The sequence below is a fragment of the Lacinutrix sp. 5H-3-7-4 genome (assembly GCF_000211855.2).
Classification (GTDB): domain Bacteria; phylum Bacteroidota; class Bacteroidia; order Flavobacteriales; family Flavobacteriaceae; genus Lacinutrix.
In genome coordinates this window covers 22,447-36,720 of record NC_015638.1, presented here as the reverse complement: position 1 = coordinate 36,720, position 14,274 = coordinate 22,447, and the positions used below count along the sequence as shown (strand labels likewise).

The window sequence follows — 14,274 nt, the reverse complement described above, 5'->3', positions numbered from 1 at the left end:
TATTTGCAGCCGCTTAGCGCTTAAGCTATATAGGCAAAGGCACAAAAGTGACGTTCAAAAAAAGGTTAAAAAAAATAAATAAAAAAAGTTTCAAAAAAGCTTTTTATATTAAATAAAGGTTGTATGTTTGCAGCCGCAAAAAACACCAAAGTTTAGAGCGAAAAAGTTCAGTAGTATTTTGATTTTTTAGTGATTTAAAAGGGGATAAAAATTTTCAAAAAAAACTAAAAAAACATTGCGTAGAACAAAAAAGGGTTTTACATTTGCAGCCCGCTAATGAGGTAACAAAATTAGCGAATAAAAATTAGAATATAAAGTTCATAAACATATTGAATTGACAGCGTAAGTTTTTAACTGGAAACGGTTAGAGACAAACAAGAGAATAAACCATTCGAGTACTAAATTAATTTCTTTGGTTGTTAAGCATATTAGTGGAAACACTTAAAAATTTAACGATGAAGAGTTTGATCCTGGCTCAGGATGAACGCTAGCGGCAGGCTTAACACATGCAAGTCGAGGGGTAACAGGGGAGCTTGCTTTTGCTGACGACCGGCGCACGGGTGCGTAACGCGTATAGAATCTACCTTGTACTAAGGGATAGCCTTTGGAAACGAAGATTAATACCTTATAGTATATCGACTCGGCATCGGGATGATATTAAAGATTACGGTACAAGATGACTATGCGTTCTATTAGCTAGATGGTGTGGTAACGGCACACCATGGCAACGATAGATAGGGGCCCTGAGAGGGGGATCCCCCACACTGGTACTGAGACACGGACCAGACTCCTACGGGAGGCAGCAGTGAGGAATATTGGACAATGGAGGCAACTCTGATCCAGCCATGCCGCGTGCAGGAAGACTGCCCTATGGGTTGTAAACTGCTTTTATACAGGAAGAAACACCTCTACGTGTAGAGGCTTGACGGTACTGTAAGAATAAGGATCGGCTAACTCCGTGCCAGCAGCCGCGGTAATACGGAGGATCCAAGCGTTATCCGGAATCATTGGGTTTAAAGGGTCCGTAGGTGGATAATTAAGTCAGAGGTGAAATCCTGCAGCTCAACTGTAGAATTGCCTTTGATACTGGTTATCTTGAGTTATTATGAAGTAGTTAGAATATGTAGTGTAGCGGTGAAATGCATAGATATTACATAGAATACCAATTGCGAAGGCAGATTACTAATAATCAACTGACACTGATGGACGAAAGCGTGGGGAGCGAACAGGATTAGATACCCTGGTAGTCCACGCCGTAAACGATGGTCACTAGCTGTTCGAACTTCGGTTTGAGTGGCTAAGCGAAAGTGATAAGTGACCCACCTGGGGAGTACGTTCGCAAGAATGAAACTCAAAGGAATTGACGGGGGCCCGCACAAGCGGTGGAGCATGTGGTTTAATTCGATGATACGCGAGGAACCTTACCAGGGCTTAAATGTAAATTGACAGGTTTAGAGATAGACTTTTCTTCGGACAATTTACAAGGTGCTGCATGGTTGTCGTCAGCTCGTGCCGTGAGGTGTCAGGTTAAGTCCTATAACGAGCGCAACCCCTGTTGTTAGTTGCCAGCGATTCAAGTCGGGAACTCTAACAAGACTGCCAGTGCAAACTGTGAGGAAGGTGGGGATGACGTCAAATCATCACGGCCCTTACGTCCTGGGCTACACACGTGCTACAATGGTAGGGACAGAGAGCAGCCACTGGGCGACCAGGAGCGAATCTATAAACCCTATCACAGTTCGGATCGGAGTCTGCAACTCGACTCCGTGAAGCTGGAATCGCTAGTAATCGCATATCAGCCATGATGCGGTGAATACGTTCCCGGGCCTTGTACACACCGCCCGTCAAGCCATGGAAGCTGGGAGTGCCTGAAGTCCGTCACCGTAAGGAGCGGCCTAGGGTAAAATCGGTAACTAGGGCTAAGTCGTAACAAGGTAGCCGTACCGGAAGGTGCGGCTGGAACACCTCCTTTCTAGAGAAAGACGACCGATAAAATTTAAAACAAGGAAAAAATTGTTTATTCTCCTGCTGTTAATTTAAAATCTATTATAGTAGAGTCTCATAGCTCAGCTGGTTAGAGCGCTACACTGATAATGTAGAGGTCGGCAGTTCGAGTCTGCCTGAGACTACTAACTACTATAGGAAAAAAGGAAATTCTAGAAGTTGTCAATTCTAAATAATTAAGTTCTGAATGCAATATTCGGGATTTAATAATGGGGGATTAGCTCAGCTGGCTAGAGCGCCTGCCTTGCACGCAGGAGGTCATCGGTTCGACTCCGATATTCTCCACGATTCAGTTTAAATACTGAAAAGTTCATTGACATATTGAAAAAAGATACATGAAATACAAATTAATGAGATTAAATCTCATTAATATTAATAATAACATGCTAATAGTTAGTAACGAGCTGCTATTAGTAATGTAACTCATTAAAAAAGCAAAAAGTACAATAAGCTAAATAAGAGCGTATGGGGAATGCCTAGGCTCTCAGAGGCGATGAAGGACGTGATAAGCTGCGAAAAGTTACGGGGATTGGCACATACAAATTGATCCGTAAATATCCGAATGGGGCAACCCAGCATATTGAAGATATGTTATCCGCAAGGAGGCGAACCCGGAGAACTGAAACATCTAAGTACCCGGAGGAGAAGAAAACAAAAGTGATTCCGTTAGTAGTGGCGAGCGAACGCGGATTAGCCCAAACCAGTAATGTTACGGCATTTCTGGGGTTGTAGGACTGCAATATTTGAGCTGTGATGAATTAGAATAGTTTGGAAAAACTAACCAAAGAGGGTGATAGTCCCGTATAAGTAAAGAGCAGTAAGATAGCAGTATCCTGAGTAGTGCGGGACACGAGTAATCCTGTATGAAACAGTCGGGACCATCCGATAAGGCTAAATACTCCTGAGAGACCGATAGTGAACTAGTACCGTGAGGGAAAGGTGAAAAGAACCCTGAATAAGGGAGTGAAATAGATCCTGAAACCATACGCTTACAAGCGGTCGGAGCCCTTTGGGGTGACGGCGTGCCTTTTGCATAATGAGCCTACGAGTTACCGTTGCTAGCAAGGTTAAGTGATTAAGTCACGAATCCGTAGCGAAAGCGAGTCTGAATAGGGCGCTTTAGTTAGTAGTGGTAGACGCGAAACCGTGTGATCTACCCATGGGCAGGTTGAAGCTGTAGTAACATACAGTGGAGGACCGAACCGGTTGACGTTGAAAAGTCTTCGGATGACCTGTGGGTAGGGGTGAAAGGCCAATCAAACTCGGAAATAGCTCGTACTCCCCGAAATGCATTTAGGTGCAGCGTTGATTTATAGTTTTATAGAGGTAGAGCTACTGATTGGATGCGGGGGCTTCACCGCCTACCAATTCCTGACAAACTCCGAATGCTATAAAATGTTAATCAGCAGTGAGGGCATGGGTGCTAAGGTCCATGTCCGAGAGGGAAAGAACCCAGACCATCAGCTAAGGTCCCCAAATATATGTTAAGTTGAATAAACGAGGTTGAACTGCTTTGACAGCTAGGATGTTGGCTTGGAAGCAGCCATTCATTTAAAGAGTGCGTAACAGCTCACTAGTCGAGCGGTTCGGCATGGATAATAATCGGGCATAAACATATTACCGAAGCTATGGACTTGTAAAAGTGGTAGGGGAGCATTGTAGTGGCGTTGAAGGTGTGCTGTGAGGCATGCTGGAGTAGCTACAAAAGAAAATGTAGGCATAAGTAACGATAATGCGGGCGAGAAACCCGCACTCCGAAAGACTAAGGTTTCCTCAGCTATGCTAATCAGCTGAGGGTTAGTCGGGACCTAACGCGAACCCGAAAGGGGTAGTGGATGGACAACAGGTTAATATTCCTGTACCTGCTCACACTAAAAGTGACGGAGGCGAATAGTTAGTGCGCACAGACGGAATTGTGCGTTGAAAAGAGTGGTAACACCTTGATAGTACACTAAGACTACGGTCGCGGTGATAATCTAGCGAATCGACTTCCAAGAAAAGCGAGTGAAGCAGCCCGTACCCTAAACCGACACAGGTAGTTGGGATGAGAATTCTAAGGAGCTCGAGAGATTCATGGCTAAGGAACTAGGCAAAATAGACCTGTAACTTCGGGAGAAAGGTCGCCACCCTTCGGGGTGGCCGCAGTGAAAAGGTCCAGGCGACTGTTTATCAAAAACACAGGGCTATGCTAAATTGAAAGATGACGTATATGGCCTGACACCTGCCCGGTGCTGGAAGGTTAAGTGGAGTTGTTAGCTTCGGCGAAGCAATCAAATGAAGCCCCAGTAAACGGCGGCCGTAACTATAACGGTCCTAAGGTAGCGAAATTCCTTGTCGGGTAAGTTCCGACCTGCACGAATGGTGCAACGATCTGGACACTGTCTCAGCCATGAGCTCGGTGAAATTGTAGTATCGGTGAAGATGCCGATTACCCGCTGTGGGACGAAAAGACCCCGTGAACCTTTACTATAGTTTAGTATTGGCTTTGGATAAGTAATGTGTAGGATAGGTGGGAGACTTTGAAGCAGCATCGCTAGGTGTTGTGGAGTCATTGTTGAAATACCACCCTTTGCTTATCTAGAGTCTAACCCACAGAGTGGGAACAGTGCTTGATGGGTAGTTTGACTGGGGTGGTCGCCTCCAAAAGAGTAACGGAGGCTTCTAAAGGTTCCCTCAGCACGCTTGGTAACCGTGCGTAGAGTGCAATGGCATAAGGGAGCTTGACTGAGAGACCTACAAGTCGATCAGGTACGAAAGTAGAGCATAGTGATCCGGTGGTTCCGCATGGAAGGGCCATCGCTCAAAGGATAAAAGGTACTCCGGGGATAACAGGCTGATCTCCCCCAAGAGCTCACATCGACGGGGGGGTTTGGCACCTCGATGTCGGCTCGTCACATCCTGGGGCTGGAGAAGGTCCCAAGGGTTGGGCTGTTCGCCCATTAAAGTGGCACGCGAGCTGGGTTCAGAACGTCGTGAGACAGTTCGGTCTCTATCTACAGTGGGCGTTAGAAATTTGAGTGGATCTGACTCTAGTACGAGAGGACCGAGTTGGACTAACCTCTGGTGTATCTGTTGTTCCGCCAGGAGCATTGCAGAGTAGCTACGTTGGGAAGGGATAAGCGCTGAAAGCATATAAGCGCGAAACCCACCACAAGATGAGATTTCTTTAAAGGGTCGTGGGAGATTACCACGTTGATAGGTCATAGGTGTAAAGGCAGTAATGTCATAGCCGAGTGATACTAATAACCCATAGGCTTATTGTACGCCTGTTTTTTTATTAAGTTCAATATTATTATTAATTATTATCATGTTTTAACACTTAGTGTTCTTTTTTCAATATGTTTTATATACGGTTAAGTATAATTATTATACATACACCGAAAGATTTAAGGTGATTATAGCGATAGGGCTCACCTCTTACCATTCCGAACAGAGAAGTTAAGCCTATTAGCGCCGATGGTACTACATTTGTGGGAGAGTAGGTCGTCGCCTTTTTTATAAATCCTCAACGTTTATTCGTTGAGGATTTTTTTTTGCCTTTTTGTAAGATTATATTTAAATGTTGACTAATTACGTTATAGATTGTATAATTAAATTTTTTCTAGTTAAATTCGTTTATGGATAATTTTATAAAATGTAGCCTTGGAACTCTTCAAAAATCAAAAAAGCTACTATTAAGTCTTAACAGTGAAAGCTTAAGTAACGCTAGTATATCTCCATATTATTCAAGTATTGGCTCTCATTTAAGACATGTATATGATTTTTATAATTGTTTGCTTAATAATTGTAATGAAGGAGTTATAGACTTAACTATTAGAAAAAGAGATTTATCTGTAGAAACATGCTGCGATTCTGCAATTGGGTATTTAGATGATATTACATTAAAATTGAAATCTCTTAAATACGAATCTAATACTTTAGTTAAAGTAATAGATGATCTTGGTTATGGAAATATTGAAATAAATTATACTTATCCTGCATTACTGGCTCAAGCAAATAGTCACACAATTCACCATTATGCTATAATTGGTTATATTTTGGACAGACTAAATATTGAGTTTTTAGATGATGATTTTGGATATAACCCAACTACTCCTAAAAAAACTAAATAAAACTTTATCTAGTTTTTTTACTTTTAAACATACTATCTAAAATAGTATTTAGACCTTTAAAAGCAAAATATATTGCAGATATACAAAATAGAACACCTATAACGATTAAGGGTATATATAATATTTTTTCTTGATTACTAAATGCAATATATAATACTGTAGGTCCTAAAAACATAAAGGCTATAGATATTCCCATTTTTTTTAGACCTTTAACCAAAATATTTTTGTCTGTACTTTTTGTTTCCATTATTTTAAATAATCATTTATAGAAGCTCTTACACTTTTATTTTTTTCTAATAATTTTTGAGCTGTTTCTTTGTCTATTTTTAATTCTTGCATGACCATTGTAATTCCTCGATTTACAAGTTTATTATTGCTTAATTGCATATCTACCATTTTATTACCTTTTACTCTTTTGAGTTTAATCATTGTAGTAGTTGAAAGCATATTAAGTACTAATTTTTGAGCTGTTCCTGCTTTCATTCTTGAGCTTCCTGTTACAAATTCTGGTCCTACTATTACTTCAATTGGATATTTTGCAACATTAGATAATGGGCTATTTTTATTACAAGTAATACATCCTGTAATTATATTATTTTTATTACAAATATTTAGTGCTTCAATAACGTATGGAGTAGTTCCTGATGCGGCTATACCAATCACGATATCTTTATTAGTAATGTTGTTTTTTTGTAAATCTTTCCAACCTTGGTCTTTAGAGTCTTCTGCAAATTCAACTGCGTCTCTAATTGCTTTATCTCCACCGGCTATTAGACCAATTACCATATTAGGTGATACACCAAATGTTGGTGGGCATTCTGAAGCATCTACGATACCTAGTCTTCCACTTGTTCCTGCTCCTATATAAAATAGTCTTCCGTTATTTTTTAATTTTAATACTACTTGTTGTACAAGTTTTTCAATTTGTGGTATAGCTTTTTCTACTGCTAGTGGTACGCTTTGATCTTCTTTATTTATATTTTTTAAAATCTCTAAGGTTGCCATCTTTTCAAGATGGTTATAGTTTGAGTCTTTTTCTGTAGTTTTTTCGAATGTCATATTTCAAAAGTACGATAATTGTTATAAATATTAATTGTGTCTACGCGTTAGTGGTAGTAGCGGCATCCTTTTTTTTGTTGCGTTTATGCAAAAAAAAGATATAGCGGATGACACGACCAAATCATGCCTTAAAGCATGTTTTAGTAACGCCCTAATTATTGTATTGTATATGTTGTTTCTGTTGCTTGTGAAACTCTAAAATATCCAAGTGGATAGTTTTTTGCGTTTGTTTGATTTGTACAGTTTCCACGAACGGTTGCTGGTTGCACTTCAAATGGTCCGCCACCACCTTCGGAAGTTTGTTGTAATAATATAAACATATATTCGTAAAACTGTTTTGATATACCGTAGTTTTTTATTGATAGTTGATTTCCTGGTTGGGTATCTGGATTTGTATAAAAGGCAAATATTTGGTTTCCGTTTGTGAACTCGTCATTATATACTTCTAGGTATGGATTTGTTTCTGTTTCTTCTTGAAATTCGAAAAAATAATAGTTTTCTTCGTTAGCTGGGTCTGTATAATATGCTTTTATCTCGATTTCATCTCCTGTAAATCCTCCATCATTTTCTTGTTGTATGGAATCTATTTGTGTTACACTCGTCATTGTTTCTGTTGCTGTGTAACTTTCGTTATTATAGTTTATATTTAATGTGTAGGTTTCATTTATTTGTGGATTAAAATTGAAACATTCATATATCCCGTTATTGTTGGTATCATTAAAATTATATGTATTGTTATTTTGGTCGATTACTGATACTATTGCTCCTGTGGCAGCTGGTATTTGATTGTCGAAAAATGAAGTTGTAAGTGTTAATTTTATGGTTTGATAATTGCCAGATGTATTTTCGAACCAATTTATTGAAGCGTCTATAACTAATTTTGGTTCTGAGGTTGGAACGTCTACATCTATTACATCTTCACAGGCTGTTAAAAATAAAAATGATAATAGTATTAATGTTATGTTTTTCATTTTTCTAAAATTTAAAATTGTAAGAAACTGATGGTACTATACCAAAAATTGATAACCTTGTTGCTTCGTTATTTCCTGTGTCTTCGTTTTGAGCAAAAGATATTGATGCTGCATTTTTTCTGTTGTATAAATTATATATACCAAACACCCATGAGGTTTGCCAACCTTTTGTTTTTTCTGGTTTAGGTGTGTAAGTTGCAGAGATATCTATGCGATGATAGCTTGGTAGACGTGAAGAGTTTCTAGCGCTATAGTTTGGTATAATGACTCCATTATATTCATATTGGCTATTGGGATATGTTGTTGGTTGTCCGGTTTGATATAAAAAATTGGCATTAAAATTCCATTTTTTATTAAAGTTATAACTAGAAGTTACAGATAGGTCGTGTGTTTTATCGTAACCAGTATTATACCAGTTGCCATTATTTATACCTGTTTCGTTTGGAGTACGTCCTTCAGTTTTTTGTTCAGATTTAGATATTGTATATGCTATCCAGCCTTTTAATCGTCCTTCATTTTTTCTAAATAATAATTCTAAGCCATAAGCTCGTGCTTTTCCATTTAGTATTACTCGTTCTATAGCATTGTTAGCTATAAGGTTTGCGCCGTCTATGTAGTCTATTCTATTTTTTACATCTTTATAGTAACTTTCAATTTCTAAGGAATAATCTCCATCTTTTATATTTTTAAAATAACCAATTGCATATTGATCTAAAATTTGTGGTTTTACATATTTACCACTTGGTGTCCACACATCTAATGGCGTTGGAGAACTTGTATTAGAAAGTAAATGTAGATTTTGAGTCATTCTATTATAACTAGCTTTTATAGATGATACTCTATTTAATTGATATGCTGCTGAAATGCGTGGCTCTAAATTAAAAAAAGATTTTATAGTTTTACTACGTCTAGAAGATTGTGTACCAATAGCATCTGCACTTTGGTAAATTTGAAAATTATTATTAAAAACTACTGCTTGATTGTTTTCATAAATATTTAGTTCGTCTTGTCCTAAACGAAGAAAACTACTTAATCTTAACCCATAGGATAATGTAAGTTTATTAGATACTTTGTGTTCTGCGTCAAGATAGATTGCATTTTCGAAAGCATATTTATCTATAAGTTTTTCTGCATTAATTCCAGAAGTTGGAGTAGAAGGTTCTATTTCTCCAGGGTTAAATTTATAATAAATACTGTTTAAACCGTATTGTAATTTAAACTTGTTACTTATATAATGTTTTAAATCGTATTTAAAATTAAAATTTCTTATGCCAGAATTAAAATCAAATTCTACAAAGTCTAAATCTAAGCCATAGTAATAGTCTGAATAAATTAGAGACATATTAGAAAATAACTTATCAGAAAACAGATGGTTCCATCTAAAGTTTAAAATTGTATTACCATATAAATTTCTAAAACTTTGAGAGAGACTAAAAACATCTCTACCAAAATATCCTGATAGATAAACGCTATTATTATCGTTAAGTTTATAACTTAATTTAGTATTTAAATCGTAAAAATAGGCCTTATTGTCTATATCAAAAAGTGGTAAAAATAAATGGGCATAAGAGCTTCTACCACCAAGTAAAAATGAACCTTTTTCTTTTTTTATAGGACCTTCGATTAGCAATCTGCTAGATACTATTCCAATTCCACCATTCGCATGAAAGCTTTTGTTATTTCCATCTTTTTGATAAATGTCTAAAACCGAAGCTACACGACCACCATACCGTGCAGGAATGCCTCCTTTATATAATTTTAAATCTTTAATAGCATCTGGATTAAATACAGAAAATAGTCCAAATAAATGTGAAGAATTAAATACTGTAGCCTCGTCAAGTAATATAAGGTTTTGGTCTGCAGCACCACCACGCACATTAAACCCAGAAGAACCTTCACCGGCATTTGTTACGCCTGGAAGTAGTGTTATAGCTTTTAAAACATCTGCCTCACCAAGAACTACAGGAATTTGTTTTATAGTAGATGCTGTAAGTGCATTAACACTCATTTGCGGTTTTTTTATGCTTAGCTTTTCAATGTTTTCTGTTATAATAACTTCGTCTAAACTTTCTGACGATTCTGTAAGAGTGAAATTTTGTTTTAAGTTTTTATCTAGTGTAATCGTTACCGTTTTATCTAGATAACCAACATAACTTAATACAATCGAGTAATTACCTTTAGGCAAAGTAATAGAATAAAAACCGTACTCATTAGTAATAGTACCAGTGTTTTCATTAGGAAAAAGAATATTAACACCAATTAATGTTTCGTTACTATTTTCTTCAAAAACAGTGCCGCTTAAAGTGAATTTTTCTTGCGCTATTAGCGATGAAATATTAAAACAAAAAAACAGTAAAAAAACAATTTTTGATAGATTCATTAAAAATGATTTGATGCTGTTAAAGATAAATAAAACATTACTCTGTATTAAAAGTTTAACATGTAATTTTGGCGTTACCATCAAGATAAAAAATCTTAATGGTCAGGCTTTCCGCTATATCTTTTTTTTGCATAAACGCAACAAAAAAAAGGATGCCGCATCAATCCTTAACGCGTAAAACACTAAAAAAGAGTTTATTTTAAACTGGATAATACTATTTAAAAATATAATTTGAAAATCTTGATTCTGTAAGATTTATAAAAAAATACAAATACCACATTAGTAATAAAGTGGCTAATTAAAACAGCAATAGCAGCACCTTCAAGTTTATAAATAGGTATTAATAACATGCAAAGTAATGCATTTACAACACAACCTAAAGTAAATCTATACATGTTACGTTGTAGCCTATTTTGGTTAAGTAGATGCTTTTCAAAAAGCATACCCGAAAATATAAATAGAGGACACCAAGCAAATATTTTAAGCGGTAATTTGGCATTAGCAAAACTAACATCGTAAAATTTATTAATAATAAAATCTCCAAAAAATTGAAAAAACAGACCAATAAAAACACCAAAAACAATCAAAAATTTAAGAATATATTTTAGTTGGCTTTCATATTTAATCCTATTGTATTTATAACTTTTTGCTAAAGCAGGATAAAGACCATAAACAAAAGCAGCACCAAAATTCCATGTAATAAAAATTACAAGAAATTGGACAACACCAAAAGAGCCACTAAAATTATTTCCTAGAAAATAATTAATAAAAAAATCGTCTATAGCAATGTAAAGAACAATAATAAAATTAGAAATTAATAAAGGTAAAGCATCAAGCATAATTTGCTTAGCAACTTTAGAAGATATTTTTAGTTTAAAAAAAGAAACCGTTTTTAATTTGAAAAATATATAAGCATAAAGTATAGTTTGAATTAAGCTTTCTAAAACCAGTATACCTGCAAAAAACAGAACATTATAATTTTTTACTACACCAAGATATTGAAAAACAAAAGCAATTAATAAAATAAGAATTTTTACAATAAACACATATTTGTAAGCCTTTGTAGCAATTAAATAATACTCTATAACGTCACTAATTTTAAATAGATAACTAAAAGAAATTATTAATACAAGCAACGTAATTTCATTAGTGCTTGTAAAATAAGTATATAAAAAAAGAAAACATAAAAGTATAATAAAACAGCAAAACCTTAAAAACAAAGTAGTTCCAATTATAAAATACTTCAGTTTTGGTTTTATAACAAAATCTCTAATACATATAGCAGATAAGCCAAGAAAAAACAAAGGACTTAAAACACCAACTATAGATTTTGAAATTTCTAAAGCACCAGAATTAAAAGCACCCAAGCTATTAAATATTTTAGGTATAATATAAATACCAATAATAAGTTGGCATAATTTCTCTAAAAGGTACCATTTTGTATTTGTAAAATCTTTCTTACTAAATAACTTCAAGTTTTTTTGGTAAAAGTATCAAATTATAAGAAAAGACTTATAAATTTTAATATTTTTAGATTTTTAAAATTAAATAATGACTCCAGATTTTATTAGAAAATACCATATTTATAAACTTTTAGTAAAAACCTCTATCACCAATTGTATTTCTCGTAAAGCAATAATTCAATCATTAGAGAACACTTACTACAACTTTCATGAAGGAGATAAGTTATATCAAGGCTTATTAATTACAAGCGAAAAAACAGTACTTCGGGCTATAAAAGATATAGAGCTGTTTTTTGGAGTAGAAATTATTTTTGTTAAACACAAAGGTCATTATATGGCTAGCGATACAGTATTATTTAATGAGCATCGTGCAATTTTTGATAAAATGGAACTTTTTTTAGCAAGCCATAAACAGCAACATTGGTCTCCATATATAACAACAGAGAAATCTTCACTTAACACTAATATTAATATTTTGGGTTTAGTAAAAGCTATAGAAAAAAATATTTATATAACTATTACTTACATGGGTTGGTACGACGATGATAATTTTACAACTATTAAAGAAGCAACTGTACAGCCATTACATATAAAAGAATCAAATAAAGCTTGGTATTTATTAGTATATAATAAAAATATAGGTGTAAAAGTATTGTGTTTAGATTCTAGAGTAAGTAATTTATTTATAACCAATAAAATAATAGAAGAACCCTACATATTTTCTGAAGCATCCTATTTTAAAAATGCTTTTGGTATTTTAAACGATGATACTAAAGTGGAGAAAATTGTTTTAAAAGTAGCGAATCATCATTTTAAATATTTAAAATCAAAAAAACTACATCATTCTCAGCAAATTTTAAGCTACCCTAAAAAACTAGATACTCAAAATCTAGATTATACAGATGCAGATATATTTGGTGAAATATCTTTGTTTTTAAAACCCAATTTCGAATTTCTAATTGAGCTATTTAAATATAATCTTTGGATAAAAGTTATAGAGCCTCAATGGTTAGCTCAAAAAATAGTATCTCAACACCAATTTATTTTAGATAAGTATTATACTGATATCCAGTTGTAAACCATTATTTTTTTATTTCCTGTTAAAAAAAACATCCATTAAGTTATTATGTGGACAGGATTTGTCTTGTTGCGTATTTAATTTGAAGTTTAAACTAAAACTAATATTATATGCCAACTTTTGAAATTACCACAAAACAAACAATGAATGTAAATGGAGAATATGTATGTAAAGGATTATCAGTACAAATAAGTTCATTGAGTTCAAATCCATTTAATGATGTAGATAAAATTGATAAAGCATTTAAACGCGTCCATGGATTAGATTTAAAATCTACTGGTCATCTAAATGTTGGTTTTTTAACATATTCTATAAAGTAAATAATTGTAAATGAAATTATTAAGATCGATTGCTGTACTATTTACATTAATATGTTTTAATTGTGAGTCTAGTAAAACTTATGAAGAGCAGATTAAAAAATATAAATTTTATATAAAGAAAACAGATTCATTAATTGCAAATGAAAAATATGAAGATGTTTTTATATATGTAAATTCGGCTATAGAAATTACAGATACCATTCCTATTGCTTTTTATAAAAAAGGTAGAGCTGCATACAACCTTAATTGGTTAGATATTGCAGAAGAAAATTTTACTAAAGTAATTGAAATTGAAGGAGAACAATCTAAAACATATAAAGATAGAGCTAAAGTATATTTAAAAAAGAAGGACAATGATTTTTTAGATGATATTAATATTTATTTAAAATATTATTCAAATGATGACGAAGCTCATGTGTTAAAACGTGAGTACTTTGAAGAAAGGGAAGATTTCAGTAAAGCTATTGAAGAGTATAATTATGAAATAGAAAAGCATAAAGATAGCATAGAGTTGTATATGAAAAGAAGTAATTTATTTTATTTAAATAAAGAATACGATAAAGCATTAGAAGATTATAATAAAGTTCTCGAATTATCACCAGACAATACTGCTATACAAGGAAAAAAGAAATCACTTTTAAAAGAACTTAATGATCATGATAATCTCCTTAGATGTATTACTATTATAATTGCAATATATGTGTTTTACATTTTATTGTCCTTTTTTGTATTTAAACCATTTGTAATTAAAAAAGCTACTAATCAAATAGGAGGAGATTTTATAATAAAAAAAGACCCTTTAATTTGGCTCTTACCTATTTTACTATCATTGTTTGTGATTAGCTTATATTTTACGGGCTTTATACCTAACTTTAAATAAATTATAT

9 protein-coding genes, 2 tRNA genes and 3 rRNA genes are annotated in these 14,274 nt (G+C 34.1%); 9 read left to right on the top strand and 5 right to left on the bottom strand.

Annotated features, from left to right (window positions below; all coding sequences use genetic code 11):
- Positions 1-452: 452 nt before the first annotated feature.
- From LACAL_RS00190 to LACAL_RS00165, 6 genes are all read left to right on the top strand, one after another.
- Positions 453-1,972, top strand: a 16S ribosomal RNA gene (locus tag LACAL_RS00190).
- A gap of 83 nt (positions 1,973-2,055) precedes the next feature.
- A tRNA-Ile gene (locus tag LACAL_RS00185) sits at positions 2,056-2,129 on the top strand.
- 86 nt (positions 2,130-2,215) lie between these two features.
- Positions 2,216-2,289 (top strand) — tRNA-Ala (locus LACAL_RS00180).
- Between the two features lie 159 nt (positions 2,290-2,448).
- Positions 2,449-5,267, top strand: a 23S ribosomal RNA gene (locus LACAL_RS00175).
- A 124-nt stretch (positions 5,268-5,391) separates the two neighbouring features.
- A 5S ribosomal RNA gene (gene rrf, locus LACAL_RS00170) occupies positions 5,392-5,499 on the top strand.
- The 16S, 23S and 5S rRNA genes sit together here with 2 tRNA genes alongside, the layout of an rRNA operon.
- Before the next feature lie 122 nt (positions 5,500-5,621).
- Positions 5,622-6,116, top strand: a complete 495-nt coding sequence (locus LACAL_RS00165) for a hypothetical protein (RefSeq protein ID WP_013868669.1) — start codon at positions 5,622-5,624, stop codon at positions 6,114-6,116.
- A gap of 4 nt (positions 6,117-6,120) precedes the next feature.
- Here the strand turns inward: LACAL_RS00165 and LACAL_RS00160 are convergent, their stop codons facing one another.
- The 5 genes from LACAL_RS00160 to LACAL_RS00140 all read right to left on the bottom strand — a co-directional run bounded on the left by LACAL_RS00160 (position 6,121) and on the right by LACAL_RS00140 (position 12,001).
- The gene (locus LACAL_RS00160; RefSeq protein ID WP_013868668.1) at positions 6,121-6,363 is read right to left on the bottom strand and encodes a DUF6095 family protein; all 243 of its coding nucleotides are present in this window, start codon (positions 6,361-6,363) and stop codon (positions 6,121-6,123) included.
- On the bottom strand, positions 6,363-7,175 hold the full coding sequence (gene murQ / locus LACAL_RS00155) for an N-acetylmuramic acid 6-phosphate etherase (protein WP_013868667.1): 813 nt from the start codon (positions 7,173-7,175) through the stop codon (positions 6,363-6,365). The genes LACAL_RS00160 and murQ overlap by 1 nt, the downstream gene beginning before the upstream one ends.
- A 155-nt stretch (positions 7,176-7,330) precedes the next feature.
- Positions 7,331-8,146 carry a DUF4249 domain-containing protein gene (locus LACAL_RS00150; protein ID WP_013868666.1) on the bottom strand — a complete coding sequence of 272 codons (816 nt, stop codon included), beginning with the start codon at positions 8,144-8,146 and terminating at the stop codon, positions 7,331-7,333.
- 4 nt (positions 8,147-8,150) lie between these two features.
- On the bottom strand, positions 8,151-10,526 hold the full coding sequence (locus tag LACAL_RS00145) for a TonB-dependent receptor (RefSeq protein ID WP_013868665.1): 2,376 nt from the start codon (positions 10,524-10,526) through the stop codon (positions 8,151-8,153).
- A gap of 218 nt (positions 10,527-10,744) precedes the next feature.
- Positions 10,745-12,001, bottom strand: a complete 1,257-nt coding sequence (locus LACAL_RS00140) for a polysaccharide biosynthesis C-terminal domain-containing protein (RefSeq protein ID WP_013868664.1) — start codon at positions 11,999-12,001, stop codon at positions 10,745-10,747.
- Positions 12,002-12,077: 76 nt separating this feature from the next.
- Here LACAL_RS00140 and LACAL_RS00135 point away from each other — a divergent pair, with 76 nt between their 5' ends.
- The 3 genes from LACAL_RS00135 to LACAL_RS00125 all read left to right on the top strand — a co-directional run bounded on the left by LACAL_RS00135 (position 12,078) and on the right by LACAL_RS00125 (position 14,267).
- On the top strand, positions 12,078-13,067 hold the full coding sequence (locus LACAL_RS00135) for a YafY family protein (RefSeq protein WP_013868663.1): 990 nt from the start codon (positions 12,078-12,080) through the stop codon (positions 13,065-13,067).
- A 110-nt stretch (positions 13,068-13,177) separates the two neighbouring features.
- On the top strand, positions 13,178-13,387 hold the full coding sequence (locus LACAL_RS00130) for a DUF6140 family protein (RefSeq protein WP_013868662.1): 210 nt from the start codon (positions 13,178-13,180) through the stop codon (positions 13,385-13,387).
- A gap of 10 nt (positions 13,388-13,397) precedes the next feature.
- Complete coding sequence (locus LACAL_RS00125) at positions 13,398-14,267, top strand: tetratricopeptide repeat protein (RefSeq protein WP_013868661.1); 870 nt, start codon at positions 13,398-13,400, stop codon at positions 14,265-14,267.
- The last annotated feature ends 7 nt before the right edge of the window (positions 14,268-14,274 follow it).

What these genes read in the sequence shown, in the direction of transcription:
- LACAL_RS00165 (WP_013868669.1), top strand. Translation starts at nt 5,622, where the DNA reads ATGGATAATTTTATAAAATGTAGCCTTGGAACTCTTCAAAAATCAAAA.
- LACAL_RS00160 (WP_013868668.1), bottom strand. Translation starts at nt 6,363, where the DNA reads ATGGAAACAAAAAGTACAGACAAAAATATTTTGGTTAAAGGTCTAAAA.
- murQ (WP_013868667.1), bottom strand. Translation starts at nt 7,175, where the DNA reads ATGACATTCGAAAAAACTACAGAAAAAGACTCAAACTATAACCATCTT.
- LACAL_RS00150 (WP_013868666.1), bottom strand. Translation starts at nt 8,146, where the DNA reads ATGAAAAACATAACATTAATACTATTATCATTTTTATTTTTAACAGCC.
- LACAL_RS00145 (WP_013868665.1), bottom strand. Translation starts at nt 10,526, where the DNA reads ATGAATCTATCAAAAATTGTTTTTTTACTGTTTTTTTGTTTTAATATT.
- LACAL_RS00135 (WP_013868663.1), top strand. Translation starts at nt 12,078, where the DNA reads ATGACTCCAGATTTTATTAGAAAATACCATATTTATAAACTTTTAGTA.
- LACAL_RS00130 (WP_013868662.1), top strand. Translation starts at nt 13,178, where the DNA reads ATGCCAACTTTTGAAATTACCACAAAACAAACAATGAATGTAAATGGA.
- LACAL_RS00125 (WP_013868661.1), top strand. Translation starts at nt 13,398, where the DNA reads ATGAAATTATTAAGATCGATTGCTGTACTATTTACATTAATATGTTTT.